This window comes from Streptomyces sp. C1-1 (assembly GCF_050214755.1).
Classification (GTDB): domain Bacteria; phylum Actinomycetota; class Actinomycetes; order Streptomycetales; family Streptomycetaceae; genus Streptomyces.
Map to the genome: position 1 here is coordinate 2,094,869 of NZ_CP189826.1, position 26,530 is coordinate 2,121,398.

Here is a 26,530-nt window from a genome sequence, read left to right on the forward strand (position 1 = left end):
GGTGGGGGCGGGGGTGGGGGCTGCGGTGGTCATCCGGCGGGTGCGCTCCCGTCGCGCCGGGTGGGGTGGTCGGTGCCGCGCGCGGAGGCGGGGCGCGCCTGGGCTATGTGGGCCGGGTCCATGGGTGACCCGTCCCTGGGCGATACGTCCCTGGGCGATACGTCCCTGGGTGATACGTCCATGGGGCGCGGCGGAGTGGTGGCGGTGACGTCCGTATGGGGGGCGTCCAGACGTGCGGTGGGGACGCTGTGCAGGCGCTCCATGTGGGGTACCGACATGTGGTCCGCCCCCGTGTGGTCAGCCCCCATGTGTTCCGCCTCCAGGTGCTCCGCCTCCAGGTGCTGCTGGGCCTCGGCGAGACCGATGCCTCGTTGGAAGGCGGCCATCAGGCCGGGGTCGTGACCGGCGACGTGGTCGGCGTCCTGGCGGGGTGCCGGACCGTCGCGCAGCTGGGGCGCGATGTGTTCCTGGGCGCGGCGGCGGGGCAGTTGAGGGGGCCTGCCCATGGTGCCGCGGACGGTGCCGGTGCGGGACGTGGGCGGCGCGGCCGCGTGGTCCGCGACGAGGTGCCGGTCGTCGGGCCTGATGCCGGGCAGCGCCTCCGCCGGGTTGGGCCGCTCCTCGTGGGAGCCGCGCACGGGCAGGGGCGCGGGACCGCCGCCTGCCGTGGTCCCGTGCGACACGGCGCCGTTGCGGAGGGGTGACCCGGTGCCGTCGCCGTCCCACTGCTCGCCGTGGCGCGGTGCGGACGGCGGGAGTACGGCCCGGCGCCCGGCGGCGTCGGCTCCGGTGCGGGACGGTGGCTGCGGTTGCGGTTGCGGTTGCGGTTGCGGCTGCGGTTGCCGGGGGTGCGGCGGCACCGCCGCTGTCGTACCGCCGGTACGGTTCTGGGGCTGCGCCGCGCCCCCGGGCAGGCCGGGCGTCGGCCCCAGCAGCCCCTGAGGTACGACGAGTACGGCCTGCACTCCGCCGTAGATGTTGGTCTGCAACCGGACGTTGATGCCGTGCCGACGCGCCAGCTGCGAGACCACGAACAGTCCGATCCGGCCGTCGGCGAGCAGGCTCGCGACGTTGACCTGGTCGGGGTCGGCCAGCAGGGCGTTCATCTTCTTCTGCTCGGCGACGGGCATGCCGAGGCCCCGGTCCTCGACCTCGACGGCGAGGCCGGAGGTGACGAGGGTGGCCCGGAGCAGGACCTGGGTGTGCGGGGCGGAGAACACCGAGGCGTTCTCGACGAGTTCGGCCAGCAGGTGGATGACGTCGGCGACGGCGTGGCCGCGCAGGGTGCCGTCGATCGGCGGCACCAGCTTGACCCGGGAGTACTGCTCGACCTCGGCGATGGCGGAGCGCAGCACCTCGGTCATGGGGACCGGGTGGCTCCACTGGCGGCGGGAGACCGCGCCGCCGAGGACGGCGAGGTTCTCCGCGTGCCGTCGGATGCGGGTGGCGAGGTGGTCGACGTGGAAGAGGCCCTTGAGCAGGTCCGGGTCCTCGATCTCGTTCTCCAGCTCGTCGAGGATCGAGATCTCCCGGTGCACCAGGGACTGCAGCCGCCGGGCGAGGTTCACGAAGACCTCGAGTTTCTGCTCGCTGCCGGCCTGGCTGGAGAGCTGGGCGGCCTGCACGACGGCGGTGACGGCGCCGTCGTGCGCGCGGGCGAGGTCGGCGGCGAGCAGCTCGAAGTCCTCGGCGTCGTCGGCGGGCGCGCCGCGCGGCTTGCGCTGGGGCGGGGCGTCGCCGCGGCGCAGTGTCTCGACGAGGGCACGCAGGTCGGCCTCGCCGCGGGCGGTGCTGCGGCGCAGGGCGCCGATGCGGTCGCTCACGGACCTGGCGGCCCGGTCGGCGGCGACGGCGGCGATCAGGATGCCCGCCAGCGCGACCGAGACGGCGCCGGCGAGCACGCCCCACAGGGTGAGGCCGGGGCGGGCGCCGGTCGAGCGGACCGTGAACAGGACGGCGGCGCTGGCGCTCAGGGCGACCGCCACGGGCGGCAGTACGGCGAGCCTGAGCAGCTGGGGCCGTATGTGGTTTTCGGGCAGCGAGGGCGCTGTGCGGGCGACCGGTCGTCCGTGCCGTCCGCCCTCGCGGCGGTCTGCGCGTGCGGCCGGTGCGCGGAGGTGAGACATCGGATTCCTCGTGCTGGTCCGTCGGTGCCTGGGGCGCGGGCGTGCGCGGTTCGGGCATGCGCCGTCGTGTCGGTCGAGTGGGGGACAGGAATGCGGCCCCGCATCGCCCGACGGACACTCACAGTAGTCGCCAAGGCATCATGTGCGGTGGGCAGTTGACAAAGTCCCACGCAGAGCGTCCCGCTCTGGTATGAGGCGTCGCACGACAGACCGATAAACCCAGGGGACGCGCGATCCCGCCCAAGAAGGGATCGATCAGAGCTGGTCAGAAGCGGTCACAGCGATACAGGGCGCCCGCCCCCGTGATTCCGGGCGCGAGAAGGAACCGACCACGGACACCGCCCACCCCTTGTCCGCCCACCGCCCCGACGGGACCGTTTCACCCCCCTTTCCGCCCACCGGAGTCACCCCCTGAACGTCACTGTCCGTGTCAACGACGAGGACACGACCATCACCCGGCAGGGGTTCGCGGAGCGGTGCCGTCGCGCACCGTGCAGGAGCCCGCGTACTCGGCGGTGCCGCCGTCGGTGTGCACGGCGTGCAGGTGGATCCGTACGGAGTCCCGCGCCACGGAGTCGATACGGATCTCGTCGACGGCGGTGCCGGCGAAACCGGCGGCCCGCGCCACCGGCGCGATCGAGGGCGGTCCGGTTTCACCGGCGACCGGTGGGGCGGACCGGCCGGCTGCATGTGAGCGGTGAGCCCGAGGGCGGCGACGACACAGAGCCCGGCGACCGCTTCCTCAACGTCGCCAGCCGCACTCCGCCGGACTCACAGTCCCGGGCCGCACGCCACCGCGCTCACTGCCCGAGCCGCCCTTCTCCGCGCTCACCGCCCGAGCCGCCCCTCCGGACTCAGTGTCCTGAGCCGCCGCCACCGACGTCACCCGGCAGGTACCGCCTCCGGCTCCCCCGTGCCCTCGTCCGCGCTCCGGGACGCGGCGTTCTCGGTGTCGGTCCGGTCGTCGGCCGCCGTCTTGAGCGCCGCTCCGGCGAGGGCCGTCGGCCAGCCGCCGTCGGGGGCATGGGCGACCCCGCGCCACCACGGTTCGGAGGGAACCGTCTCTGCGGTGGGTTCGAAGGGCTCGCCGGGGCGGGGCAGGGCGATACGCGAGCCGGTGGCGTGGGCGGCCTCGATGGTGCCCTCGCCGGGCTCGGCCCACGGGTGGGGCGCCAGGTTGAAGGTGGCCCAGTGGATCGGCAGCATCACGCCGTGCGGCTGCCCGCCCTGGAGGTCGAGGTGGGCGCGCATGCCCTCCTCGGGCGTCATGTGGATGTCGGGCCAGAAGTCGGAGTAGGCGCCGATCTGGATCATCGTGGCGTCGAAGGGGCCGTGCTCGGCGCCGATGTCCCGGAAGCCGTCGAAGTAGCCGGTGTCGCCGCTGTGGTACACCCGGTGCTCGTCACCGGCGACGGACCAGGACGCCCACAGGGTGTGCTGGGTGTTGCGCATACCGCGGCCGCAGAAGTGGCGGGCGGGAGTGGCGGTCAGCGTGAGGCCGCCGACCCTCGTCGACTCGTGCCAGTCCAGCTCGCGCAGCCGGTCGGCGGAGACACCCCAGTGTTCGAGGTGGGCGCCCACGCCGAGCGGGACGGCGAAGAGGGTGTCCGTGTCGGCCAGCGCCTTGATGGTGGGCAGGTCCAGGTGGTCGTAGTGGTCGTGCGAGATGACGACGACGTCGACCGGACCGAGCGCCGCCAGCGGCAGCGGCACCGGGTGCACCCGCTTGGGGCCGATGAACGGGAACGGGGAGCAGCGCTGCCCCCAGACGGGGTCGAAGAGCACCCGGTGGCCGTCGATCTCCGCGAGCACGCTGGAGTGCCCCATCCATGTCAGCCGCAGCCCGGTGGCAGGCGGCTTCGCGATGTCGGCGAGTGTGGTGGCGTGCACCGGAACCGTGCCCTGGGGGCCGCGGCGGGGCCGCTCGTCCTTGTCGAAGTAGACCTTCGCGAAGTCCACCATCGAGATGGAGGGGCGGCTCGTCGGGCCGCCGGGATTCTGGAAGACCCCGTCCTTGAAGTGCGGCGATCTGCGAATGCGCGCCAGACGCTCACCAGTGGGATCCGCGCCGAAAGCCTCGGGCTGCAGCGCCTTGAGCCCGGAGCTCAGGGGACGGAAACCGGACACGCTACCTCCAGGTGGAGTCGGTGAGGCATTCCATTATGGTCGGCTCCACTGACAACACCCGAGTCATGCGGTCCCGGCGGGCTCTTTCCAAGGAAAGCCCAAAGATGCGGCCGCTCGCGACCTCTGCGAGGCAGAGGTCGTGCTGCTGCTCCCCGGCTCACCTGCTGCACCGCGGCGCCCGCCTCCCACAGGAAGCGAACCCACCACCTGGGGAACCGGGAATCCCCGGCGCCCATTCCCGCCGCCGGCGCTGAGCCTTGCCGGCTCGGCGAGCACGCCCGTTCCCCGGGTTCCGTTGACAACCGGAAGCACCCTCTCGATACTGACCGACGATTCAGTAGTACTCTCCCCCTCCCCACCACCCGGTCCCCTCTGATCGGCGTCTCCGAGGAAACCTCATGACCGCTCCCCTGATGTCGCTCACCTGGACCGACCACGTCACCGGCCACCAGGGCTTCCTGGTCGTCGACCGGCTGGTCCGCGGTGTCGCCAGCGGCGGACTGCGCATGCGGGCCGGTTGCACGCTGGACGAGGTCGCCGGGCTCGCCCGCGGGATGACCATGAAGGAGGCGCTGCACTACAACCCCGAGGGCCGTTACGTCCCGCTGGGCGGCGCCAAGGGCGGCATCGACTGCGATCCCCGGGACGCGGGGGCGTACGGACTGCTGGTGCGCTACCTGCGCGCCATGAAGCCGTACATCGAGGACTTCTGGACCACCGGTGAGGACCTCGGGCTGACCCAGGACACGGTGGACCGGGCGGCGGCCGAGGCGGGGCTCGTCTCCTCGATCCAGGCGGTGTATCCGCTGCTCGACGACGAGGTGACGGCACGGCGGCGGCTCGCGGAAGCGTTCGCCGTCGAGGTGGACGGCATCGGGCTGGACGAACTCGTCGGCGGCTGCGGTGTCGCGGAGTCGGCGCTGGCCGCCCTGGACCGGGCGGGCGTGCCGCACGCGGGAACGCGGGTCGCCGTGCAGGGCCTGGGCACCATGGGCGGGGCCACGGCGCGCTTCCTCGCGCGCGCGGGGCTCTCGGTCGTGGCGGTGGCCGACATCAAGGGCACCATCGCCAACCCCGCCGGCCTGGACGTGGAGTCGCTGCTGGCCGCGCGCGACGGGTACGGCACCGTGGACCGTGCGGTGTTGCGGCCCGGGGACCGCGAACTGCCGGGCGACGCCTGGCTCGCGGCCGAGGCGGAGGTGCTGGTGCCGGCGGCCGTCTCGTACGCGATCGACACGGCGGACCAGGAGCGGATCGGGGCCCGTTGGATCGTCGAGGCGGCCAACATGCCCGTGCTGCCCGAGGCGGAGGAGCTGCTGGCCGCGCGCGGGGTCACCGTGCTGCCCGACGTCGTCGTCAACTCCGGTACCAACGCCTGGTGGTGGTGGACTCTCTTCGGCGACATCGGCCCGGACGCGGACGAGGCGTTCGCCCACACGCGCCGCTCGATGCGCGCCCTGGTCGACCAGATGCTGGTCCGCGCGGAGGCCGACGGCACGACCCCGCGCGCGGCCGCCCACGCCATCGTCGGGGACCGGCTGCCGGTGATCGCGGAGCGGTTCGGCTGGTACCGCTGAACGGGCCGGGGCCGGAAGGCCCCTCGTCGACCATCGGCGGCCGGTCGGGCAGGAGTTGAGGGTGACCCCGGACAGGGACGCGGACCATGAGGATTCGCCTGTGCTGTCTGCTCCGGGCCCGTCCCGGCGCCGCCGAGGCCCTGGCCGCGTACGAGGACAAGGTGCTGGCCCTGCTGGGCCGGCACGACGGCCGGATTCTGCAGCGCGCCCGGGCCGACGGCGCCGAGGGCCGCCCGGACGAGATCCAGCTGATCGAGTTCGCCTCGCGGGCCGGTTACGACGGGTTCATGGCCGACGAGCGCCGCACGTCCCTGTCCGGGGAGCGCGACGCGGCGATCGCCAGGACCGAGCTGTACCCGGTGGAACTGGTCAAACATCGGTCCGACCCGGCGCCGGCAGCGACGACGGAATAGGCTGACCGCGTGGCGAGAGTGCGGTTGAGCGTGGCCGAGCGGCGTGAGGAACTGCTGCGGGCGGCCATCGGGCAGATCGAGGCGCGGGGCGTGGCGGCGGTCCGGATCGCCGACGTGGCGTCGGCCCTCGGTGTCAGCAACGCCCTGGTGCTGTACCACTTCTCGACGAAGGAGAAGCTGGTCGCCGCCGCTTTCACCTACGCCGCCGAGGACGACCTCGCCCATCTGCGCAAGCTGCTCGGCCGTCGCACCACGGCGCTACGGCGACTGCGTGCCGCCGTGCGCTGGTACGCGCCGACCGGCCAGGCCAAGGGCTGGCGGCTGTGGATCGAGGGCTGGGCGGCGGCGCTGCGCGAACCCGCGCTGCGGGAGGTGGCGCGGGACCTCGACAAGCGGTGGAAGGCGGCGCTCGCCGAGGTCATCGCGGAGGGCGTGGCCGCGGGCGAGTTCCACTGCCCCGACCCCTTCGGCACGGCCCTGCGTCTGACGGCCCTGCTGGACGGCCTGGCGGTACAGCTGACCTCGTACGCCGGCGCCGTCCCCCGGACCCGGGCACAGGAGTGGGTGGACGAGGCCCTGGCCCGCGAACTGGGCCTGGAACGAGCGGCGTTGACCACTTCGCAGGCGTGAGGGCGCGCCCGCTCCAGGGGTCCCCCGACTCTCACCGGGGGACCGGGAGACCTCGAGACCGAGTGACCGGGAGACCCCACCGCCCTCAGGCGACGGAGGCGATCCGTGTCCTGATGTCCTCGGGTGACAGCGCGCCCTTCGCCGTGACGTGGTCGCCGGACGACTCGCCGCGCAGCCGACGCCCGATCCACGGCACCAGGTACTCGCGCGCCCACTGCACGTCGTCCCGCCGCACCTCCAGCGTGCCCCGCGGCGGCAGCGGCGGCCAGGGCTGGTCGGGGTCGGCCGGGATCTCCAGGCCGAGGACCTGCCCGGCGCGCAGCGCCACGCGCGTGTGACCCTCGGGCGAGAGGTGGAGCCGGTCGCCGTCCCAGGCCCTGCGGTCCTGCACCGACTTCAGCGACCACAGGTCGAGCACGGGGCAGCCGTACCGGTCGGCGATGGCCCGTACATGCCCGTTGTAGGTGGCGATCTTGCCGCGCAGGTGCTTCAGCACGGGCACGCCACGGGTGTCGAACCCGGTCGTCACCATGACGGTGCCGGCGACCGCCGTGAGGCGGGCGATCGCCCGCTCGAAACGCTCGGCCACCTCGTCGGGGTCGGTGCCCGGCCGGATGATGTCGTTGCCGCCCGCGCAGAAGGAGACCAGGTCGGGGGCGAGCTCGACGGCCTGCGGGAGCTGGTCCGCCACGATTTGGTCGAGCAGTTTGCCGCGCACGGCGAGGTTCGTGTAGCTGAAGTCGCCCTCCGGACGCCGGTCCGCGAGGAGCACCGCGAAGCGGTCCGCCCAGCCGACGAAGGCCCCGTCGGGGCCGGGGTCGCCGACGCCCTCGGTGAAGCTGTCCCCCACCGCAACGTACGACCCGATCACTGATCTGCTGTCATTCTTCGAATCGTCTGCCACAGCCGTCACTATTCACCTTCGAATGTGACCTACGCGACCGTAGGCCGGGGTTGACGGGCGGTGACATAAGCCACTCCCAAAGTGTTGGCCAAGGTCGGAATAACGCTCTGTTCAGGGCTGTTGACGGGTCAACCGCCACACGGCCGTGCGCCCGCCCCGTCGTCGACCCCGCGGACACACCGAAGGCCGGACCCGGGGATCGGGGTCCGGCCTTCGGCGGCGTGTCGGGCGGCGTGGCGGCGGGGGGTCAGCCGACGGCGACGCCCTTGGAGCGGAGGTAGGCGACCGGGTCCACGTCGGAGCCGTAGTTCGGCGTGGTCCGGATCTCGAAGTGCAGGTGCGGCCCGGTGACGTTGCCCGTCGCGCCGGACAGGCCGAGTTGCTGGCCCGCGCTGACGCTCTGGCCGGCCGAGACGGACAGCTGCGAGAGGTGCCCGTACTGGGCGTAGTAGCCGTCGGCGAGCCTGATGACGACCTGGTTGCCGTATGCGCCGCCCCAGCCGGCGGAGACGACCGTGCCCGCGCCGACGGCCTTGACGGAGGTGCCGGTGGGGACGACGAAGTCGACGCCGGTGTGGTAGCCGCTGGACCACATGCTGCCGGCCACGTGGTAGCCGGTGCCGACGGTGGCGCCGGAGACGGGGAGCTGGAAGCCGGTGGCGGCGGTGGTGGTCGCGGCGGCGCTGCGGGTGGTGCCCTCACCGGAGGAGGACGAGCGCTCCTTCGGCGTGGTCGAGCCCTGCGAGGACGAGGACTTGGCCGTGGAGGACTTGGTGGTGCCCGTCGCGGCCTTCTTGCCGATCGAGAGCTTCAGACCGGGGTGGATGAGCGACGGGTCGTCGCCGACGGCGGCGCGGTTGTCGGCGTAGAGCTTGTGCCAGCCACCGCTGACGTGCTGCTCCTCGGCGATCTTCGAGAGGTAGTCGCCGGACCGCACCGAATAGACGTGCACCGCCTTTTCGGAGGCGGTGTTCTTCTTTTCGGTCGCCTTCTTGACGGTATTCGGAAGAGACTGCACGGCCTTTTCCGAAACCGACTGGGAAGCGGACTGGGCGGTGGCCGCGTGGGCGCCGGTGGCACCCATCAGCGGGAGGGCGAGCGCGGCGCCGCCGGTTCCGGCGACGGCGATGGAGCGGGTGAAGCGCTGGGGCTTCGGGCGGCGGTGCTTACCCTTCGCGGGCATGGCGAATTCCTCTCCGGCGCCTGCGAGGTGAGCTGTCGGGTGCGGGCTGGAGATGCCCGGCCGCGCGCTGGTCGCGGCTGTACCCCTAGCCGTTCCGGAGACCGGAACAGGCGTTGTACCTGTGGGTCCCCCGCTCCTGCCGTACACGGGTGAGTTGGTGCGGGCTCCGGGCGGCGGCAGGATTGGGCGTCCGTCCGGATTGGTGTGGAACGTAAGCGACGAAGACGCGAAGGGACAAGCGACGGTTCCCCGTGAATGCGTTTCTCTTGATCCTCCGCGGAAATCCACGGTCACTCTCCGTGAATTTCCGCTTCAGGCCATTCTTCAATCCGCAGGAAAGACAGATTGATTACGTGAGCATGACGAGGTACGCACCGTCACGGATATGACGCTGCTCACGTGACACTGCTCCAGCTTCCCTTGTCGCAGCGCGAGTTGGAATGAAGCCCAATCAACGCAGCAATTCGGACAGAAGAGTCAGATGCGGCGCAGGCGGAGAACTGCCGCATCGAGGTCGCCCCGAAGTCCGGTACGCAGGCCATGGTGCAGCAATACGCCACCTCGATGCACTTCGCCCGTTTCGAGGCATTCGTACGACGCCGTCGGGTCGAGAGCACGCAGCCGCAGGGCCGGTACGGGCTCGCCGTAGCTCTGCGCCTGCAGCCAGGCGAGGACGACGGTCTCGTCCCCGCGCACGTACTGCACCGCGCTCAGCCCGCCCGTCGGCGGCCTGAGGCGGTGGAGCTCGCCGTGCTGGACGAGCGGCCGGATCTCCTTGTAGAGGCCGACCCAGTCGCGGGCCTCGGCCAGCTCCTCCTCGGTCCACTGCGTGAGGTCCCCACCCACCCCGAGCACTCCGGCCATGGCACTGACGAACCGGAAGCGCAACGAGCTGACGCGCCCGTTGAGCTGGGTGTTGGGGCTGTCGGTGACCCAGGCGGCCATCACGCGCGCGGGGTGGATCTGGCTGAAGCCGTGCTGGATGGCGAGCCGGTCGAGCGGATCGGTGTTGTCCGAGGTCCACACCTGGTCCGTACGGCTCATGATGCCGAGGTCGATCCGTCCGCCGCCGCCCGAGCAGGACTCGAAGACGACACCGGGGTGGGCCGCCCGCAGCCGGTCCAGGAGTGCGTACAGGGCGCGGACGTGGTCGACCCAGAGTCGCTGCGGATAGCCGTCACCCGGCCACCCGGCGTCCGTGAAGCAGCGGTTGAAGTCCCACTTGACGTAGTCGATCGGAGCGCTGGTCAGGAGTGCGTCGAGCCGCTCCCACAGGTACTCCTGGACGTCCTCGCGGGCCAGGTTCAGCACGAGCTGGTTGCGCAGCTCCGTCCGCTTGCGTCCGGGCTGGAACTGGACCCAGTCGGGGTGGGCGCGGTAGAGGTCGCTGTCCGGGTTGACCATCTCGGGTTCGACCCAGATGCCGAACTGCATGCCCAGTGCGTGCACGTAGTCGGCGAGCGGCGCCAGGCCCTTGGGGAAGCGGTCCGGGTTGGGTGTCCAGTCGCCGAGTCCGGCCCGGTCGCTGGTGCGCGTGCCGAACCAGCCGTCGTCGACGACGAACAGTTCCACGCCGATCGCCGCGGCCCGCCGCGCGAGGGCCCCCTGCTGCTCCTCGGAGATGTCGAACTCCGTGGCCTCCCAGGAGTTGAACAGCACGGGGCGGTCCTGGTCAGCGTCCGGGACGACGTACGCGCGCTGGTAGGCGTGCCAGGCCCGGCTCGCCCCGCCGAAGCCGCCGTCGCTCCACAGTCCGGCGAAGACGGGGGTGGTATAGGACTCCCCCGGCGCCAGGTTCAGCAGCCCTGAGTCGTCGTATCCGGCGCCTCCGGTGATCTGCACGCGCGCGTCCGGGAGTTGGGCCACCGCGATGCGCCAGGAGCCGGACCAGCCGAGGGCGCAGCCGTAGACCTCGCCGCGCTCCTCGGTGGCGTCGGTGTCGAGGGCGACCCAGGGCAGGTGCTGGTGTCCGGTGTGCCCGCGGCGGCTGCCGATGATCTTCTCGCCGTAGGTGAGCGGGGAGCTCGTGAGCCGGGACTCGGCGGCCCAGCGGCCGTGCAGCTGGGACAGCCGCCAGCCGTCGCGGTCGGGCAGCGTCCAGGTGGCGGCGTCCGCGCGCAGCAGCTCCAGGGGGCCGGGGCCTTCGTTGTCGAGGGTCACCCAGCGCTCGACGACGTCGTGCCGCATCCGGTGGTGCAGGGTGATCGCGAGACCGCCGTCGCGGAACCTCAGCCGGAGATGGTCGCCCACCGTCTCGTACGCCTCGAAGCGCCACTCGGTGCCGCGCCGCTCGTCGGAGCGTACGGACAGGGCGGGCCGCACGAAGCGCGGACCGCCCTCGACCGGGTACTCCTCACGGCCGTCGAGCGGGGACTCGAAGGGGCGGTAGTCGGGCAGCGGGCGTACGGCGAGGGCCTCGGCGTCGGCGAGGGCGATCCGGGGGCCCCAGTGCAGGTGCAGGAGCTCGTCGTCCTCAGTGAGATGGATGGCGTAACCGCTGGTCGGCCCGGTCAGGAGCCACGTACGGCGGTTGTCGGAGATCTCCAGCATCAAGCCCCCACAGATTCGAACAGGTGCGATCAAGCAGCAACATCATCAACTCCGGTGGGGGTCGACGGCAACGCCTGTGGACAACTCGTTGCCCAAGGAAGCCATGTCGTATCGTCGACAAGGTCCCCGCCGTCGAGCCGAGTCGGCGGGGCCGACTGGGAGGAGCCCCCGTGACGCAGCAGGTCCCGTCGACCGATCCGGAGCTGGCCCGGGTCCGCAACTTCCGCGACGTGGGCGGGCTGCCGACGGTGGACGGGCGGCGGGTGCGGCACGGGGTGCTGTTCCGCAGCGGGCATCTGGCGCACGCGACCGAGGAGGACGCCGCCTTCCTCGCCTCGCTGGGGCTGCACACGATCTTCGACTTCCGCAACGCGGCGGACCAGAAGCTGGAGGGGCCGGACGTCGAGCTGCCCGGCGTGCGCAATGTGAACCTGCCGCTGTCCGACCCGGCGGACGGCGCCGGTTTCTGGAAGATGGTGCGGGACGGCGAGATCGAGCAGCTGCGCGAGGCCCTCGGCGACGGCAAGGCGGCGGGCCGCATGATCGCTTCCTACCGCACGATCATCAGGGAACGCACCACCGAGCACACGCGCGTGCTGCGCTCGCTCGCCGATGACAGCGTGCCGGCCCTGATGCACTGTGCGGCGGGCAAGGACCGCGCGGGTCTGTCCATAGCCATCACCCTGCTCACCCTGGGCGTGGAGCGTGAGGCCATCGTCGCGGACTACCTGGAGTCCAACGCCAAGCACCGCCGCTACAAGGTGCACCGCAGCAGCGGCTCCGCCGCCGGCTACTCCCCCGAGGTCATGGAGCTGCTCAGCCCCCTGTTCGAGGCGCGCGCCGAGTATCTGGCGGCGGCCTTCGAGACCATCGAGGAGACGTGGGGCGGGGTCGAGGCGTACCTGGAGCAGGGGCTCGGGGTCACACCGGAGATCCGAGAGCGGCTGCGCGGGCGGCTGCTCGACTGACGGGCACCCGGCCTACTTCGCGCCCACCGCGAACAGCAGGTAGATGAAGGCCGCGAACAGGTGTCCCACGGCGATGTAGATGATCAGCCGGACCCACAGGCCGCGGGGGAACTTCTCCTCCATGTTGCTGTTGCTCATGGCATCTCTCCATCGGTGGGGCCGAGGCACAGGGTGGCCGTCGGGCTCTGCAGCAGGGTGTGGACGAACAGGAGCTCGACACCGTCGGGGTCCTGCGCGGCGATGCGGTGCGGTGTGAGCGAGTCGAAGTGCGCGCTGTCGCCGGGGGCGAGGCGGTGCGTGGTGTCACCGAGGCGCAGCCGCAGCCGTCCGCTGAGGACGTACAGCCATTCCTCGCCGGGGTGCACGCGCACGATGTCGCCCTGCGAGCCGTGCGGCACGTGCACGCGCAGGGCCTGCATGCCACGGCCGGGTGATCCGGCCTGCCAGTAGGTCCAGCCGCCCGCAGGCGTCGGTTCCATGTCGGCGCCGCGCACGACGGCGTCCCGGTCGGCGACCCGCTCGCCGAGCAGTTCCGAGACGGTCGTACCGTAGATACGGGCGAGGGCGAGCAGCATCGGCAGCGAGGGCTGGCGCTGTCCGGTCTCCAGCCGGGACAGATGGGCCGGCGAGAGCCCGGCGGCGCGCGCCGCGGCCTCCAGGGTGAGGGTGGCGCGACGGCGCAGGGCGCGCAGCTGGGGCGCGACGGCGGGCAGGTCCGGTCCGGGGAGCGGCTCGGACTCGGCTTCCGGAGAGCTCATGCTCTCCATTGAGCCGCGGTTTTGCCCCTGCGGCAAATTCGTTGCCTCAGAGGCAAAAAACCCCGGCCGGGCGGCTCACCGGTTGGCGACCGCCTGCTTCACGAGCGTCTTGCCGAAGTCCCACATCAGTCCGCCGCCACTGTGCGCGTCGTCCATCACGGCGGTGAAGGCGTCCACGAACCGGTCGACGTCCTGCTCGCCGATGATCAACGGCGGGATCAGCTTGATCACCTCGAGGTGGTCGCCGGAGACCTGGGTGAGGATCCGGTGCCGCTGCAGCAGCGGTACGACGACCATCTGCGCGAACAGTCCCTTGCGCGCGGCCTGCAGCATCGTCCAGCGGCTGCGCAGCCTGAGCGACCTGGGCCTGCCGAACTCGATGCCGACCATCAGGCCGCGGCCGCGGACGTCGGCGAGCAGCTCGTACTTGTCGACGAGCGCCGCGAGCCGGGACTTCAGCTGCTCCCCCGTCGCCCGGGCGTTCGCGACGATCTGCTCGTTCTCCATGACGGACAGCACGGCGAGGCCCGCCGCCATGGCCTGGGCGTTGGAGCCGAAGCTCGCCGAGTGGACCAGCACCCGGTCCATCGACGAGTAGACCTTCTTGAAGATCCAGTCCTTGCCGAGGGTGGCGCCGACCGGGACGTAGCCGCCCGACAGCGCCTTGGCCACGCACACCAGGTCGGGTTCCACGCCCTCCTCGTGCTGGTAGGCGTAGAAGTCGCCGGTGCGGCCGAGGCCCGTCTGCACCTCGTCGGCGATGAGCAGCGCCTTGTGCCTGCGCAGCAGTTCCTGGGCGGCGCGCAGATAGCCGGGCGGCGCCTCGTGCACGCCCTTGCCCTGGATCGGCTCCACGATCAGAGCGGCGACGTCGCCCTTGTTCAGCTCCCGTGCCAGGGCGTCGAGGTCGCCGAGCGGGACGGCGGTGTCCGGCAGCAGCGGGGCGAAGCCGTCCCGGAAGCCGGACTCACCGTTGACGGACAGCGAGCCCGTGGTCAGGCCGTGGAAGGCGTGGTCGCAGTACAGTACGCGCGGTCTGCCGGTGGCGTAGCGGGCGAACTTCAGCGCCGTCTCCACCGCTTCCGTACCGCTGTTGCCGAAGAACACCCGGTCCAGGTGCGGGCTGTACGTCAGCAGCCTCTCGGCCAGCAGCCCGGGCAGCGGCTGGCAGTCGAAGCGGGTGAGGTCGGCGAGCGAGGCGTCGAGGACGTCGTGCAGCGCCTTGCGGACGACCGGGTGGTGGCGGCCCAGGCCCATCACCCCGAACCCGGCGAGCATGTCCAGGTAGTCGTTGCCGTCCGCGTCCCAGAAGTGGGCGCCCTCGGCGCGCTCGTAGACCTTGTCGAAGCCGATGGTGTGCAGCATGCGCGGGAGCTGGTGGTTGAGGTACTTCCCGTGCAGCTCGTAGCGTTCGGCTCCGCGCTCGGCCAAGAGCGCCCCGAGGTCGAACTCCTTGGTCATTCAGCCCTCTCCTTGACGGTGCCGTTCACCTGTTCCTTGACGGCCAGGGTGTCCTCGGCCTCCTTGACGGCCAGGCTTGCGCTGATCCGCCCGGCCACCTCGACCGGCGTGAGTCCGATGTCGGCCAGCACCTCGCCGCGCTTGGCGTGCGCGAGGAACTGCTCCGGGATGCCGAACCGCCGTACGGGCACGTCGACTTCGGCGTCGCCGAGGGCCAGCGCCACGGCCGAGCCCACACCGGCCGACCGGCTGTTGTCCTCGACGACGGCCACCAGCCGGTGTTCCGCGGCGAGGCCAGGGAGCGCCGGGTCGACCGGCTTGACCCACCGGGGGTCGACCACGGTGCAGGAGATCCCGCGCGCCTGGAGCAGCTCGGCGGCCTGCAGGCAGACGGGAGCCATCACGCCGACGGCGACCATCAGCACCTCGGGCGTGCCGGGGCCGCGGTGCAGGACGTCGAGGCCGCCGACCCGGTCGATCGCCGGGATCTCGGGGCCGACCGACTCCTTCGGGAAGCGGACCAGGGTCGGGGCGTCGTCCACGGCGACCGCCTCGCGCAGCTGCGCCCGCAACTGGTCGGCGTCGCGTGGCGCGGCGATCCTGAGCCCCGGCACGACCTGGAGGATCGACATGTCCCACATGCCGTTGTGGGAGGGCCCGTCGACGCCCGTCACACCGGCCCGGTCCAGCACGAAGGTGACTCCGCAGCGGTGCAGGGCGACGTCCATCAGGAGCTGGTCGAAGGCGCGGTTGAGGAAGGTGGCGTAGACGGCGACGACGGGATGCAGCCCGCCGGTCGCGAGCCCCGCCGCGCTCACCGCGGCGTGCTGCTCGGCGATGCCCACGTCCCACACCCGGTCCGGGAACTTCGCGGCGAACTTGCCCAGCCCCACCGGGTGCAGCATCGCCGCCGTGATCGCGACGACGTCCTCCCGCTCCTCGCCGATCCTGACGATCTCGTCGCCGAACACCGACGTCCAGGAGGGGCCGTTGGAGGGCGCGAGGGGCTCGCAGGTGAGCGGGTCCATCACGCCGACGGTGTGGAAGTGGTCTTCCTCGTGGGCCAGGGCCGGCTCGTAGCCACGGCCCTTCTCGGTGAGGCAGTGGACGAGGACAGGGCCGTGGAAACGTTTCGCGCGCCGCAGCGCCGACTCGACGGCCCCGATGTCGTGTCCGTCGATCGGGCCGACGTACTTCAGGCCCAGGTCCTCGAACATGCCCTGCGGGGCGAAGGCGTCCTTGAAGCCCTTCTTCGCGCCGTGCAGGGACTCGTAGATGGTGTTGCCGACGACGGGTGTGCGCAGCAGGACGTCCTTGCCCCAGGCGAGCACCTTCTCGTAGGAGTCGGTGGTGCGCAGGGTGGCGAGGTGGTTCGCGAGCCCGCCGATGGTCGGCGCGTACGACCGCTCGTTGTCGTTGACGACGATGATCAGCGGCCGGTCCTTGGCGGCCGCGATGTTGTTCAGCGCCTCCCAGGCCATGCCGCCGGTCAGCGCGCCGTCGCCGATCACCGCGACGACATGCCCCTTCTCGCCCTGCACCTGGCGGGCCTTGGCGAGGCCGTCGGCCCAGCCGAGCGCCGTGGAGGCGTGGCTGTTCTCCACGATGTCGTGCTCGGACTCCTCGCGCGACGGGTAGCCGGACAGGCCGCCCTTGCCGCGCAGCTTGGAGAAGTCCTTGCGGCCCGTCAGGATCTTGTGGACGTAGCTCTGGTGGCCGGTGTCCCAGACGATGCGGTCCACCGGTGACTCGAAGACCCGGTGGAGCGCGATGGACAGTTCCACCACGCCCAGGTTGGGCCCGAGGTGTCCGCCGGTCCTGGCGACCGCGTGCACCAGGAACTCCCGGATCTCCTCTGACAGTTCGCGAAGTTCCGCCTCGGACAGCGCCTTAAGGTCGCGTGGTCCCCGGATGTTCTCCAGAATGGTCACGCTCGGGCCCCCTTCGGTCCGTGCTGTTCAACTCACGGTGACGGCCGGCTCCCCCGAAGCGACGCCGTCCTGTTCCATCTGCTCGGCGATCTTCATCGCCTCCTCGATGAGGGTCTCCACGATCTTCGACTCGGGTACGGTCTTGATGACCTCGCCCTTGACGAAGATCTGCCCCTTGCCGTTGCCGGAGGCGACCCCCAGGTCCGCCTCCCGCGCCTCACCGGGGCCGTTGACCACACAACCCATCACGGCTACCCGCAACGGGACCTCCATCCCCTCCAGACCGGCCGTGACTTCGTCGGCGAGCTTGTAGACGTCGACCTGCGCCCGGCCGCAGGAGGGGCAGGAGACGATCTCCAGGCGCCGCTGGCGGAGCCCGAGCGACTCCAGGATCTGGATGCCGACCTTGACCTCCTCGGCGGGCGGGGCGCTCAGCGAGACCCTGATCGTGTCGCCGATGCCCCGCGAGAGCAGCGCCCCGAAGGCGACCGCCGACTTGATCGTGCCCTGGAAGGCGGGGCCGGCCTCGGTCACCCCTAGGTGCAGCGGGTAGTCGCACCGCTCGGCCAGCAGCCGGTAGGCGTTGACCATGACCACGGGGTCGTTGTGCTTGACCGAGATCTTGATGTCCCGGAAGTCGTGCTCCTCGAAGAGGGACGCCTCCCACAGGGCCGACTCCACCAGCGCCTCCGGAGTCGCCCGGCCGTACTTCTGCAGCAGCCGCCTGTCCAGCGACCCGGCGTTGACCCCGATCCGGATGGGCGTGCCGTGGTCCCTGGCGGCCTTGGCGATCTCCTTCACCTGATCGTCGAACTTCTTGATGTTGCCCGGGTTAACCCGCACCGCGGCGCAGCCGGCCTCGATGGCCGCGAACACGTACTTCGGCTGGAAGTGGATGTCCGCGATCACCGGGATCTGCGACTTGCGCGCGATGGTGGCCAGGGCGTCCGCGTCGTCCTGCGTGGGGCAGGCGACGCGGACGATCTGGCAGCCGGAGGCGGTGAGCTCCGCGATCTGCTGCAGGGTGGCGCCGATGTCGGACGTACGGGTCGTCGTCATCGACTGCACCGACACCGGCGCCCCGCCCCCTACGGCCACCGGCCCCACGTGGATCTGCCGCGAGACGCGCCGCTCGGCGATCGGCCGGGCCGGCACCTCGGGGACACCCAGGGAAACGGCGGTCATGACGTCACTCCCGGTTTCCGGAGACCGTCTCGCGCATCGCGCGCAGGGACTCCTTCAGGGACCCCATGGTGGCGAGGACGGCGGTGGGCTCGTAGCCGCAGTGCGCCATGCAGTTGGCGCAGCGCGGGTCCTTGCCGCGGCCGTACTTGTCCCAGTCCGTCTCCTCGATGAGTTCGCGGTACGTCGGCACGTACCCGTCGCTCATCAGGTAGCAGGGGCGCTGCCAGCCGAAGAGCGAGTAGTTCGGGATCGCCCAGGCGGTGCAGGGGAAGTCGACCTTGCCCTCGAGGAAGTCGAGGAACAGCGGCGAGTGGTTGAGCCGCCACTTGCGGCGGTTGCCGCCCGCGAAGGCCTTCTTGAACAGCTCGCGGGTCTGCTCCACGCCCAGGAAGTGCTCCTGGTCGGGCGCCTTCTCGTAGGCGTAGGCGGGAGAGATCATCATCTCGTCGACCTTGAGGTCGTCGTTGAGGAAGTTGAGCACCTCGATGATGGTCTGCGGGGTGTCGGTGTTGAAGAAGGTGGAGTTGGTGGTGACCCGGAAGCCGCGCCGCTTGGCCTCCTTGATCGCCTCGACGGCCTCGTCGAAGACGCCCTCCTTCGCCACCGACTCGTCGTGCCGCTCGCGCAGTCCGTCGATGTGCACGGCGAAGGCGAAGTAGGGAGAGGGCTTGAACTTGTCCATCTTCTTGCGCAGCAGCATGGCGTTGGTGCAGAGGAACACGTACTTCTTCTTCGCCACCAACTGCCGCACGATCTCATCGATCTGAGGGTGCATCAGGGGCTCGCCGCCGGCGATCGACACCATCGGGGCACCCGACTCCAGCACCGCCCCCACGGCCTGCGCGACCGGCATACGCTGCTTGAGCACGCCCGCCGGATGCTGGATCTTGCCGCAGCCCTCGCACTTCAGGTTGCATGCGAAGAGAGGTTCCAGCTCCACGATCAGCGGGAACTTGTCCCGCTTGCGGAGCTTCTGTTCGGCCAAGTATGTAGCGACTTTGATGGACTGACGCAGCGGCATGGCCATCTGGCTCACCTCCTGGGGAGCAGCAAATTACGGTGCCATTCGAAAAAAGCCGGAAGTACCGAACGAAGAACGCGGAAAGCCGATATTCCACCGCGCACCGTGCCGATACGGACGAGTTCATGTTCAGGAGCGTCCACGACCACCCGTACGGCCGCAACAGGGCGCTCGCCGGTGCGCACGGCGCTCAGAAGCGTCGCCGCGGACTCCATGTCGACCGCGATCGCGCCGGTCGCGTGCAGATCCGACCGTTCATGACCGCGGACGACGTGGTCCGCGCCGATGAGGGGGCCGGTGTGGACGGTGCGGCCGGGTACGGCACGCACGAGCTCCTTGACGAGCAGGTCGGTCCCCGCGCACGGAACGGTTCCGTCCGGGGCCCGGGTCTCCTCGGCGACGATCAGATCGCCGGGGTGCATCCCGGGGGCGAGCCCCGCGCAGAACCCGGTGGCCAGCACGGCGGCCCCGGCGAGGGCCGGATCGGCCAGGGCCCGGGTGACGGACCGCTCGGCCGCCTCGGGCCCCATGCCGGTGCGCAGGACGGTGACCGGCCCGCCGGCGCCCCACTGGCTCGGTTCGGCTCCGCGGCGCTGAATGCCGGTCCGCCTCACGCCGCGCTCGCCCGTGCGCAGGGCGAGGTGCTCGATGCCGAGCGCGCAGGCGATCAGCAGCGGTGCCGGGGCGGACTGGGTGCTCATCAGCTCCCCTTGCCGGCGGAGAACGGTTCTCCGTGCACGTAGCGGCCGAGCGCGGTCAGGGGGAAGACCTGCCGGTAGAGGTGGTAGTTGATGGAGAAGTCCCAGGGGAAGCCGGTGCCGGTGAAGTAGGGCTCGTCCCAGGAGCCGTCCTCGCGCTGGGTGGCGGCGAGCCACTCGACGCCCCGCTCGACGGCCCCGGAGTCCCTCTCCCCCGCCGCCAGCAGCGCCATCAGGGCCCACGCGGTCTGCGAGGCGGTGGAGGCACCCTTGCCGCTCCACTCCCTGACGTAGCGGTAGGAGCGCAGGTCCTCGCCCCAGCCACCGTCGTCGTTCTGCACCGACTCCAGCCAGGCCACCGCCCTGCGGATCGCCGGGTGCGAGCCGGGGAAGCCGGCCGCGACGAGGGCGGGTACGACCGACCCGGTGCCGTAGACGTAGTTGACGCCCCAGCGCCCGAACCACGAGCCGTCCGGCTCCTGTTCGGCCAGCAGCCACTCGATGCCGCGCCGGGTGCGCGGGTCGTGCGAGAGGCCCTCGACGGCCAGCATCTCCACCACGTGGGCGGTGACGTCCGCGGACGGCGGGTCGATGACCTCGCCGAAGTCGCAGAACGGCAGCCGGTTGGGGAACGGGCTGGTGTTGTCGACGTCGAAGGCGCCCCACGCCCCGTTCTTCGACTGCATCCCGAGGTTCCAGCGCACCCCGCGCCCGATGGCCTTCTCCACCCGTTCGGGGTCGTGGTGCCTGACCCGGCGCAGTGCGAGGACCACCTCGGCGGTGTCGTCGATGTCGGGGTAGTTGTCGTTGTGGAACTCGAACGCCCAGCCACCCGGCGGGAGTCCGGGCCGCTTGACGGACCAGTCGCCGGGCCGGACGATCTGCTCGCCGAGCATCCAGTCGGCCGCCTTGACCAGCTGCGGATGATCGGCCGGCACACCCGCGTCGGCGAGGGCGATCATCGCGAGGCACGTGTCCCACACCGGCGACTGGCAGGCCTCGATCATCCGGGCCCCGTCCTCCCGCCACACGGCGAAACGGTCCAGCGAGGCCAACCCCTCGCGCATCACGGGGTGTTCGAGGTCGTAGCCCAGCAGGTAGAGCGCGATGACCGAGTACACGGCCGGCGGCTGGATGCCGCCCCAGCAGCCGTCGTTCTCCTGCCGTTCGATGATCCAGCGGGCGGCGCTGTTCATGGCGGCCTTGCGCAGTCTGCGCGGCACGGCCTTGCGCAGTTGGTGCAGGGCCTTGTCCAGCCGCTGGAAGGCCCCGTCCCAACTGGCCACCGGAGCGAGGGGCTTGGGCGGGTTGGGGTCGGAAGGGTCGGTGTGCAGCTCGTCCAGCGGGAAGGGCGCCGGCCGCACCGGCCGCTTCGCGGAGACGATCGTCAGCGGGACGATGGTCTGCCGCGCCCAGCAGCCGAAGTCGTAGATGTTGAGCGGCATCCACTTCGGGAAGTAGATCAGCTCCGGCGGGAGTTCGGGCAGGTCCTCCCACTTCCACCAGCCGAAGAGCGCGAGCCAGATCCGGGTGAACACCCGGGCGGCGGCGATGCCCCCCTGCTCGCGGACCCACGCGGCGGCCCTGGCCATGTGCGGGGCGTCGGGCTCGTCGCCGGCCAGCCGAAGGGCGACGTAGGCCTCGACCGTGGTGGAGAGTTCGCCGGGTCCGCCGTAGAAGGTGGCCCAGGTGCCGTCCTCGCGCTGCCGGCCGCGGATGAACAGGGCGGCGGCGTGCGCGGTGGCCTCGTCGAGGATGCCCAGGAACTGCCGCAGGAGCAGGTCCTCGGCGTCCATGGTCACATTGGTCTCGAGGTCGCCCTTCCACCAGCCCTGGGCGTCCTGCCGGGACAGCAGGAAGTCGGTCGCGCGTTGGGTCGCGCGCACGGCGACGTCGTGCACCCCGGCCGCCACGGGGTCGGTGCTGTGTGTTTCGCTGGCCGAGGCAGCTCGGGGCGGCAGGGCCCCGGTGCTTCCGTCGGTCGTCGCTGTCATGGCTTCCCCTTCGTGCAGTCGTGCAAAGTCGTGCTGCTGTGGGTCCGCCGTCGGCCGGTGCCTGATACCTCTGCTGCGGCGCCGGCCGGCGACTACGCGAGGGCTATTCGACCGATAATGATCATCTCTTCCGTACGACGACGAAGTCGGCGAGCGCCGCGAACCGATCCCGCACCCGGTCGGGCATGTCGATGGCGTCGAGGGCCTCGATGGCGATGGCGTGCTGGCGGCGGGCCTCCTGCGCCGTCCACTCGCGGCCGCCCGCCTCCTCGATGAGGGCGGCCCGGGCCGCGAACTCCTCCTCGGAGAAGTTCTCGAAGTCGCTGCTCTTGGCGTCGGCGGCGAGGATCTCGCCGAGCCGCTCCGAGGCGGGACCGCCCGCGGCGAGCGCGGCCACGACCGGCAGGGACTTCTTGCGCTGGCGCAGGTCGCTCCAGGTCTGCTTGCCGGTGGAGACCGGGTCGCCCCAGATGCCGAGGAGGTCGTCGACGGCCTGGAAGGCCAGGCCCAGGTGGTAGCCGTACTTCTCCAGGGTGTCGGCGGTGCGCTCGTCCGCGCCGCCGAGGACCGCGCCGATGGAGGAGGCGCAGGCGAGCAGGGCGCCGGTCTTGTTGCCCTCCATCTCCAGGCACTCCTCGACGCTGACGCGGTCGCGGTGCTCGTAGGAGATGTCCTGGGCCTGGCCGTCGATCAGGGCGCGGGTGGCGGTGGTCAGGCGGCGGGTGGCGCGGCCGGCCTCGACCGAGCCGAGTTCGAGGAGGATCTCGTTGGCGAGGGCGAACAGGGCGTCGCCGACGAGGATCGCCTGGGCGGGACCGTGCACCTTCCAGACGGTGTCGCGGTGACGGCGCTGTTCGTCGCCGTCCATCAGGTCGTCGTGCAGGAGGGAGAAGTTGTGCACCAGTTCGACGGCGACGGCTCCGGGGATGCCGACCTCCGGGGCGGCGCCGGTGACCTCGGCGGACAGCACCGCGAGGGCGGGGCGTACGGCCTTGCCTCCGTCGCCGTCCGCGGGCCTGCCGTCGGCGTCGATCCAGCCGAAGTGGTAGGCGGAAACGGTGTCCATGGGAGGAGCCAGGCGGTCCACGGCCGCCCGCAGTACCGGTGTGGCAAGGGTCCGGCCGCGCTCGAGGAGCGCGGTCACGTCCACTGCGGTCTCTCGATCGGCCTTCTCGGCCGGGGGCACAGTGGGCACAGTCTCTCCTCTTGTTGCGGTACCGGGGGTGCGGGGACCTGCCGCATGCTGGTCGAGCATCAGGCCGCCTCCTCGAACTCGAAGAGACGACGCGGGCGGGGCCGGCCCAGGGCGCCCAGCGCGGCGTCCGCCGCACTCACACCACTGCGGACCGCACTCTCCATGGTCGCGGGCCACCCTGTGGCGGTCCACGCTCCGGCCAGGTAGAGGCCGGGGGCCTTGGTACGGGCGCCGGGCCGCAGCCGTCCGACGCCGGGGGTGGGAGCGAAGGTCGCCGTGCGCTCCCTGGTCACGAAGAAGTCCTCGACCACGGCGGCGCGCGTACCGGGAAGGAGCCGTTCCAACTCGGGCAGATAGCGCTCGCGCAGCGCGGCGACCGGCTCGTCGATCTCGTCGTGCGCCGCCGACTGGGAGAGCGCGAGGTACTGGCCCTTGCGCAGTCCGGAGGCGTCGGTGCGGTCGAAGACCCACTGGACGGGGGTGCCGAGGGCCGCGAAGAACGGCTTGTCGAGCACCTTGCGGTCGTAGACGACATGCACGTTGAGGATCGGCGCGGTGCCGATCCTCAGAAGATTCTCCGGAGCGTCGAGCGCGCCCTGCGGCAGCAGGTCATGGGCCTCGCGCTGGGGTACGGCGAGCACGACGGCGTCCGCCGTGAGCCTCTCGCCGGGAACCTGAACGTTCCAGCGCCCGTTTTCGTCATGGGAGATGGAGGTGACGCGTGTACGGACCTCGGTACGGACGCCCGCGGAGTCGAGCGCCTTGCGGGCCAGCCGGTCGTGCAGTTCACCCAGCGGGACGCGGGCCCATCCGATGTCGGCCGCGCCCGGGTCGGACAGCAGACCGGTCTTGAACACCATCGCGGCGAGCCCCAGCGAGGCGTCGCCCGCGACCGCGTTGAGGGTGGCGACCCCGACCAGGTCCCACAGGGCCTCGACGGCACGCGCCGACTGACCGTGCGCGGTCAGCCAGCCGCCGAAGTCCTGCGTGTCCAGGTCCGGATCGGCGAGGTCGAGCCCCTTGAGCGCGAGCGCGGCACGGCCCACCCCGGCCCGCTCGGCGAGCGAGAGATGCGGATACGTCGCCAGGCTGCGCCCCAGGTGCAGGGGTACCGGCAGGGCGTCGCGCCGCAGTCTGCCCAGCCGCCGGCCCTCGGGCCTCGCGACGTCGAGGACGGGCACGTCGAGACGATCCTGCAGCGGCGCCAGCGCGGCGGCCTCGATACGGTCGAGGAACCAGCGGTAGGCGGTGCAGCAGCGCAGGTACACGTGCTGGCCGTTGTCGACGGTCAGGTCGCCGCGCTGGAAGGAGAAGGCCAGGCCCCCCAGTCTCGGCCTGCCCTCGACCAGGGTGACGTGGACGCCCGAGTCGGCGAGGGCCAGCGCGGCGGTGATGCCCGCGAGCCCGCCGCCGATCACGACGGCGTCCCGCCCGGACCGTCCCGGGATGTCGGCGGCCGGTCCCCCCGACTGCGTGCCGTCGCTCATCGTGCGTCCTCCCCTGCGCGACCGCCGTGGTTGAACCGTGCACGGCTGGCCGTCGCAGTCAGGGACGCCGTCCTCGTCCGGAGGGTTGCGTGCCGCTTTTCACCGCTGGAATCACCTTGGACCGCTTTGTCCATCAGGCGCGCCTCCTGACGGTCCTCCGCGTCACATGGCGGGTGTCCAGGCCGGACAGCCCGCGGACGGCGACGTAGGCCTTCTCCCGCCCGGGCAGCGAGACGCGGCCGCGCAGCACGGCCTCCGGGTCGCGCTCGATGCGGTCGAGTAGGCGGCGGTAGATGCCGGCCATGGCCGCCACGCAGGCTCCGCTGCGCCGGTCGAGCATGGGCAGCAGCCGGTAGCCCTCGGCGAAGAGGGCGCGGGCCCGTCGCACCTCGAAGTGCACGAGGCCCACGAAGTCGGAGCCCTCCGGCGGGGTCGGGCCGTGGAACCCTGCCGAGCACCCGAACTTCGCGAGGTCGTCGGAGGGCAGGTAGGTGCGCCCGCCCTCGGCGTCCTCGCGGACGTCCCTGAGGATGTTGGTGAGCTGCAGCGCGAGGCCCAGGGTGTCCGCGTACTCGGACGCGCGCTCGGCGCCGCGCGCTCCGGGTTCGGTGCCGAAGACGCCGAGCGAGAGCCGCCCGATGGCGCCCGCGACACAGCGGCAGTAGACCTTCAGGTCGTCCCAGGTCTCGTAGGTCTCGCCGTGGACGTCCATCAGGACGCCGTCGATCAGCTCGTCCAGGCCGCCGAGCGGGATCGGGAAGACCTCGGCGGCGTGGGCGAGCGCGACCGCGACGGGGTCGATGTCGTCCTCGGCGACCTCGCCGGCGCGCACCCGGGTCAGCAGTGCCCGGGTGTCCTCCAGTCTCGCGGCCTTGACGTCTCCGGCGAGCGCTCCGTCGCCGATGTCGTCGACGCGCCGTGAGAACGCGTACAGCGCCGACATCGCCCGCCGCTTCGGCGTCGGCAGCAGCCTGATGCCGTACGCGAAGTTACGGGCCTGCTGTCCGGTGACGGCCTCGCAGTAGCTGTAGGCGGCGAGTACCGGTGCGGACACGTGCTGTTCCGACTCCACGGTCCGGATCACCCCTCTCCTCGCAGAGTCACGCCCACCTCGCGCAGCAGCCGGAGCTTGCCGGGCTTGGGCGGGCCGGGAAGTACGTCGTATTCGGCGGCGGCGATCGCTCGGACCGCCGCCCTTCCCCCCGCCACGAACCCCGCGAGCAGCAGCTTCAACCTGCCGTGGACGCTACCCACCAGGGGGGCGCCTTCATTCAGGAGGGAGCGGGCGCGTTCTGCTTCGTATGCAACCAGTGCGCGCACCGATGCGCCCGCGGTGGGCGTGGCGAGATCCGCCTCCTGAACATGGAATCGTTTCATGTCCTCGGCGGGCAGGTAGATGCGGTCGCGGCCGAGGTCCTCGGCGACGTCCTGCAGGTGTTCGACGATCTGCAGGGCCGTGCAGACCGCGTCGGAGAGACGGACGCGCTCGGGGGTCGAGGTGCCGGTGACGGACAGCACCAGCCGGCCGACGGGGTTGGCCGAGAGTTCGCAGTACGCGAGCAGGTCGTCGTAGGTCTCGTAGCGGCTGACCAGCTGGTCCTGGCGGTTGGCGGCGATCAGGCCGAGGAAGGGCTCGGGCGTGAGCGAGCGGCGGCGGACCGTCGACCGCAGGCGGCGCAGCAAAGGGTGGCGGGGCTCCCCGGAGAAGACCCGCTCGAGGTCGGCCTCGAAGGCGTCCAGGAGCAGCAGCCGGTCCTCGGCGTCCGCGGGCGACACGCCGAGCAGGCGGGCGTCGGCGCCGCCGGGGGCCAGATCGCCGTCACCGATGTCGTCGACGAGGCGGGCGAAGCCGTAGACCGCCATGAGGTCGTCTCGCCAGGCCCTGGGCAGGAAGAAAGGCGCCACGGGGAAGTTCTCGCCCGCGGCCTTGTCGAGCGTGCCGCGCACCGGATCACCGGGGCGCGGCGTGTCGCCTGCCGTCACCGCTCGCTGCCCGGCGCGGGGACGGCAGACGCTGCGTGGAGCTGGGGAGTTTCCGTAGCCATTGCCGTCACATCTCCCGTTCTACACCGCAGACCCAATACACACTATTTCGGACACGCCGCCCCGCTGTCCGCACGGTTGTCCCGCTTGAGGGTGTCGCGCATTATCGCCCCACTTGCCGCGTTTCGGGACCGGTACAGCTTACGTTGTACAACGCAGCGAGGATCCCTGGGGTGTCCTGCACATCACAACAACACACCGATTGGCGTCAAGATTCCTAAGCCATCACCGAGTTGACGTTTCCTTTGCAGACGCGGGGCCCCGCCGCGGAGGTTGCGG

The 26,530-nt window shown here is 71.3% G+C and carries 23 protein-coding genes and 1 riboswitch; of the genes, 4 read left to right on the forward strand and 19 right to left on the reverse strand.

Going from position 1 to position 26,530, the window contains the following annotated elements; all coding sequences use genetic code 11:
• Positions 1-29 precede the first annotated feature (29 nt).
• From ACQF4J_RS09630 to ACQF4J_RS09640, 3 genes are all read right to left on the reverse strand, one after another.
• Positions 30-2,126 (reverse strand): sensor histidine kinase, encoded by a 2,097-nt coding sequence (locus tag ACQF4J_RS09630; RefSeq protein WP_427165469.1) that lies wholly within the window; start codon positions 2,124-2,126, stop codon positions 30-32.
• Between the two features lie 451 nt (positions 2,127-2,577).
• Positions 2,578-2,754 (reverse strand): hypothetical protein, encoded by a 177-nt coding sequence (locus tag ACQF4J_RS09635; protein WP_351804491.1) that lies wholly within the window; start codon positions 2,752-2,754, stop codon positions 2,578-2,580.
• A gap of 254 nt (positions 2,755-3,008) precedes the next feature.
• On the reverse strand, positions 3,009-4,253 hold the full coding sequence (locus ACQF4J_RS09640) for an MBL fold metallo-hydrolase (RefSeq protein WP_427165470.1): 1,245 nt from the start codon (positions 4,251-4,253) through the stop codon (positions 3,009-3,011).
• 398 nt (positions 4,254-4,651) lie between these two features.
• Between ACQF4J_RS09640 and ACQF4J_RS09645 the strand changes: the two genes are divergently transcribed.
• The 3 genes from ACQF4J_RS09645 to ACQF4J_RS09655 all read left to right on the forward strand — a co-directional run bounded on the left by ACQF4J_RS09645 (position 4,652) and on the right by ACQF4J_RS09655 (position 6,873).
• Positions 4,652-5,830 carry a Glu/Leu/Phe/Val dehydrogenase dimerization domain-containing protein gene (locus ACQF4J_RS09645; protein ID WP_351573357.1) on the forward strand — a complete coding sequence of 393 codons (1,179 nt, stop codon included), beginning with the start codon at positions 4,652-4,654 and terminating at the stop codon, positions 5,828-5,830.
• Positions 5,831-5,916: 86 nt separating this feature from the next.
• A complete protein-coding gene (locus tag ACQF4J_RS09650; RefSeq protein ID WP_351573354.1) occupies positions 5,917-6,243 on the forward strand; it encodes a hypothetical protein in 327 nt (108 codons plus the stop codon).
• A gap of 9 nt (positions 6,244-6,252) precedes the next feature.
• Positions 6,253-6,873: a TetR/AcrR family transcriptional regulator gene (locus ACQF4J_RS09655; RefSeq protein WP_351573351.1), complete on the forward strand. Its 621-nt coding sequence runs from the start codon at positions 6,253-6,255 to the stop codon at positions 6,871-6,873.
• Between the two features lie 85 nt (positions 6,874-6,958).
• On the opposite strand, the gene ACQF4J_RS09660 is transcribed toward ACQF4J_RS09655, so the two are convergent.
• The 3 genes from ACQF4J_RS09660 to ACQF4J_RS09670 form a co-directional block, all read right to left on the reverse strand.
• On the reverse strand, positions 6,959-7,744 hold the full coding sequence (locus tag ACQF4J_RS09660; RefSeq protein ID WP_351573563.1) for an SGNH/GDSL hydrolase family protein: 786 nt from the start codon (positions 7,742-7,744) through the stop codon (positions 6,959-6,961).
• A gap of 280 nt (positions 7,745-8,024) precedes the next feature.
• Entirely contained in the window at positions 8,025-8,960 is a 936-nt protein-coding gene (locus ACQF4J_RS09665; protein WP_427165471.1) for a M23 family metallopeptidase, read from the reverse strand.
• 4 nt (positions 8,961-8,964) lie between these two features.
• Positions 8,965-9,122, reverse strand: a riboswitch (cyclic di-AMP (ydaO/yuaA leader).
• A 315-nt stretch (positions 9,123-9,437) separates the two neighbouring features.
• Positions 9,438-11,510 (reverse strand): alpha-galactosidase, encoded by a 2,073-nt coding sequence (locus ACQF4J_RS09670; protein ID WP_351573345.1) that lies wholly within the window; start codon positions 11,508-11,510, stop codon positions 9,438-9,440.
• A gap of 170 nt (positions 11,511-11,680) precedes the next feature.
• Between ACQF4J_RS09670 and ACQF4J_RS09675 the strand changes: the two genes are divergently transcribed.
• Entirely contained in the window at positions 11,681-12,478 is a 798-nt protein-coding gene (locus tag ACQF4J_RS09675) for a tyrosine-protein phosphatase (protein WP_351804497.1), read from the forward strand.
• 12 nt (positions 12,479-12,490) lie between these two features.
• On the opposite strand, the gene ACQF4J_RS09680 is transcribed toward ACQF4J_RS09675, so the two are convergent.
• The 13 genes from ACQF4J_RS09680 to hpnC all read right to left on the reverse strand — a co-directional run bounded on the left by ACQF4J_RS09680 (position 12,491) and on the right by hpnC (position 26,191).
• Complete coding sequence (locus tag ACQF4J_RS09680; protein ID WP_142144551.1) at positions 12,491-12,616, reverse strand: DUF6126 family protein; 126 nt, start codon at positions 12,614-12,616, stop codon at positions 12,491-12,493.
• Positions 12,613-13,236, reverse strand: a complete 624-nt coding sequence (locus ACQF4J_RS09685; protein ID WP_351804499.1) for a helix-turn-helix domain-containing protein — start codon at positions 13,234-13,236, stop codon at positions 12,613-12,615. Before ACQF4J_RS09685 ends, ACQF4J_RS09680 begins: the two co-directional genes overlap by 4 nt.
• A 75-nt stretch (positions 13,237-13,311) precedes the next feature.
• Positions 13,312-14,697 (reverse strand): aspartate aminotransferase family protein, encoded by a 1,386-nt coding sequence (locus ACQF4J_RS09690; RefSeq protein WP_427165472.1) that lies wholly within the window; start codon positions 14,695-14,697, stop codon positions 13,312-13,314.
• Complete coding sequence (gene dxs / locus ACQF4J_RS09695) at positions 14,694-16,628, reverse strand: 1-deoxy-D-xylulose-5-phosphate synthase (RefSeq protein ID WP_351573333.1); 1,935 nt, start codon at positions 16,626-16,628, stop codon at positions 14,694-14,696. The genes ACQF4J_RS09690 and dxs overlap by 4 nt, the downstream gene beginning before the upstream one ends.
• A 27-nt stretch (positions 16,629-16,655) precedes the next feature.
• Positions 16,656-17,813, reverse strand: coding sequence for a flavodoxin-dependent (E)-4-hydroxy-3-methylbut-2-enyl-diphosphate synthase (gene ispG / locus ACQF4J_RS09700; RefSeq protein ID WP_385238946.1), 1,158 nt, complete (start codon positions 17,811-17,813; stop codon positions 16,656-16,658).
• A 4-nt stretch (positions 17,814-17,817) separates the two neighbouring features.
• The gene (gene hpnH / locus ACQF4J_RS09705; RefSeq protein ID WP_194081685.1) at positions 17,818-18,840 is read right to left on the reverse strand and encodes an adenosyl-hopene transferase HpnH; all 1,023 of its coding nucleotides are present in this window, start codon (positions 18,838-18,840) and stop codon (positions 17,818-17,820) included.
• Between the two features lie 5 nt (positions 18,841-18,845).
• Positions 18,846-19,535, reverse strand: coding sequence for a 1-hydroxy-2-methyl-2-butenyl 4-diphosphate reductase (locus tag ACQF4J_RS09710; RefSeq protein ID WP_351573327.1), 690 nt, complete (start codon positions 19,533-19,535; stop codon positions 18,846-18,848).
• Positions 19,535-21,526 carry a squalene--hopene cyclase gene (shc, locus tag ACQF4J_RS09715; RefSeq protein ID WP_351573324.1) on the reverse strand — a complete coding sequence of 664 codons (1,992 nt, stop codon included), beginning with the start codon at positions 21,524-21,526 and terminating at the stop codon, positions 19,535-19,537. The genes ACQF4J_RS09710 and shc overlap by 1 nt, the downstream gene beginning before the upstream one ends.
• A gap of 121 nt (positions 21,527-21,647) precedes the next feature.
• Positions 21,648-22,712: a polyprenyl synthetase family protein gene (locus ACQF4J_RS09720; RefSeq protein ID WP_351573561.1), complete on the reverse strand. Its 1,065-nt coding sequence runs from the start codon at positions 22,710-22,712 to the stop codon at positions 21,648-21,650.
• A gap of 68 nt (positions 22,713-22,780) precedes the next feature.
• On the reverse strand, positions 22,781-24,208 hold the full coding sequence (hpnE, locus tag ACQF4J_RS09725) for a hydroxysqualene dehydroxylase HpnE (protein ID WP_427165473.1): 1,428 nt from the start codon (positions 24,206-24,208) through the stop codon (positions 22,781-22,783).
• Complete coding sequence (locus tag ACQF4J_RS09730; protein WP_351573319.1) at positions 24,205-24,342, reverse strand: DUF6380 family protein; 138 nt, start codon at positions 24,340-24,342, stop codon at positions 24,205-24,207. The genes hpnE and ACQF4J_RS09730 overlap by 4 nt, the downstream gene beginning before the upstream one ends.
• Complete coding sequence (gene hpnD, locus ACQF4J_RS09735) at positions 24,342-25,292, reverse strand: presqualene diphosphate synthase HpnD (RefSeq protein WP_351573316.1); 951 nt, start codon at positions 25,290-25,292, stop codon at positions 24,342-24,344. The genes ACQF4J_RS09730 and hpnD overlap by 1 nt, the downstream gene beginning before the upstream one ends.
• The gene (hpnC, locus tag ACQF4J_RS09740; protein ID WP_351804503.1) at positions 25,289-26,191 is read right to left on the reverse strand and encodes a squalene synthase HpnC; all 903 of its coding nucleotides are present in this window, start codon (positions 26,189-26,191) and stop codon (positions 25,289-25,291) included. Before hpnC ends, hpnD begins: the two co-directional genes overlap by 4 nt.
• Positions 26,192-26,530 lie beyond the last annotated feature (339 nt).

Coding starts and splice junctions, on each gene's coding strand:
- ACQF4J_RS09665 (WP_427165471.1), bottom strand. CDS start 8,960: ATGCCCGCGAAGGGTAAGCACCGCCGCCCGAAGCCCCAGCGCTTCACC.
- shc (WP_351573324.1), bottom strand. CDS start 21,526: ATGACAGCGACGACCGACGGAAGCACCGGGGCCCTGCCGCCCCGAGCT.
- ACQF4J_RS09670 (WP_351573345.1), bottom strand. CDS start 11,510: ATGCTGGAGATCTCCGACAACCGCCGTACGTGGCTCCTGACCGGGCCG.
- hpnH (WP_194081685.1), bottom strand. CDS start 18,840: ATGGCCATGCCGCTGCGTCAGTCCATCAAAGTCGCTACATACTTGGCC.
- ACQF4J_RS09650 (WP_351573354.1), top strand. CDS start 5,917: ATGAGGATTCGCCTGTGCTGTCTGCTCCGGGCCCGTCCCGGCGCCGCC.
- ACQF4J_RS09690 (WP_427165472.1), bottom strand. CDS start 14,697: ATGACCAAGGAGTTCGACCTCGGGGCGCTCTTGGCCGAGCGCGGAGCC.
- ACQF4J_RS09730 (WP_351573319.1), bottom strand. CDS start 24,342: ATGGACAAAGCGGTCCAAGGTGATTCCAGCGGTGAAAAGCGGCACGCA.
- ispG (WP_385238946.1), bottom strand. CDS start 17,813: ATGACCGCCGTTTCCCTGGGTGTCCCCGAGGTGCCGGCCCGGCCGATC.
- ACQF4J_RS09685 (WP_351804499.1), bottom strand. CDS start 13,236: ATGAGCTCTCCGGAAGCCGAGTCCGAGCCGCTCCCCGGACCGGACCTG.
- ACQF4J_RS09680 (WP_142144551.1), bottom strand. CDS start 12,616: ATGAGCAACAGCAACATGGAGGAGAAGTTCCCCCGCGGCCTGTGGGTC.
- ACQF4J_RS09645 (WP_351573357.1), top strand. CDS start 4,652: ATGACCGCTCCCCTGATGTCGCTCACCTGGACCGACCACGTCACCGGC.
- ACQF4J_RS09710 (WP_351573327.1), bottom strand. CDS start 19,535: ATGAGCACCCAGTCCGCCCCGGCACCGCTGCTGATCGCCTGCGCGCTC.
- hpnE (WP_427165473.1), bottom strand. CDS start 24,208: ATGAGCGACGGCACGCAGTCGGGGGGACCGGCCGCCGACATCCCGGGA.
- ACQF4J_RS09630 (WP_427165469.1), bottom strand. CDS start 2,126: ATGTCTCACCTCCGCGCACCGGCCGCACGCGCAGACCGCCGCGAGGGC.